Source organism: Tolypothrix sp. VBCCA 56010 (genome assembly GCF_050875635.1).
Lineage (GTDB): Bacteria > Cyanobacteriota > Cyanobacteriia > Cyanobacteriales > Nostocaceae > Hassallia.
Genome location: NZ_JBPAOH010000410.1, coordinates 1 through 624, shown reverse-complemented (window position 1 = coordinate 624; position 624 = coordinate 1). Strand labels below are relative to the sequence as shown.

The 624-nt window shown below is 64.9% G+C and carries 1 protein-coding gene; it reads left to right on the top strand.

Going from position 1 to position 624, the window contains the following annotated elements; translation table 11 throughout:
- Window positions 1-624 (top strand): hypothetical protein (locus AABK37_RS41770; RefSeq protein ID WP_432557239.1); only part of this gene is annotated, 624 nt, incomplete at both ends.

Here is a 624-nt window from a genome sequence, read left to right as displayed (position 1 = left end):
CGGCGACGGTGAGCTTTGGCTACGACCGCAACGACAACCGGACCTCGGCGACCGACGAACTCTCGCGCACGCAGTCCTGGACCTTTGACGCCGCCAACCAACTCACTAGCTTCACCAACGCCCGGGGCGATACGGAGACCTACGCCTATAACGCGAATGGTGACCAGACCTCGGTGACCAATGGCCGGGGCCACACGCGCACCTATACGCATACCGCCCGGGGAGAAGTCGCCTCGCTCACCATGCCGGACGGAGCGGTGGAGCAGTGGAGCTACCTCGCCTCCGGGGAGACTTCCGCCTACACTTCGCCACTGGCGTATACGATTAGCTACGTCTACAACGCCGCCGCCGAACTGGTGACGGTGGACTACCCGAGCGGCACCGACACCACCTTCACGTACGATGCGGCGGGTCGCCAGCTGACGATGGTGGACGGCAGCGGCACCAGCACGTTTACGTACAACGCGGCGGGGGAAGTGAGCTCCCAGGTCACGCCTCAGAACAGCCTAACGTACGTGTACAACGCGGCGGGTCAGCGCACGGGCCTTACGGAAGGATCGCTCGGGACCACCACCACCAGCTACGACGCCTTCGGACGCGTGGCCAGCATCCTGAACCGGCACG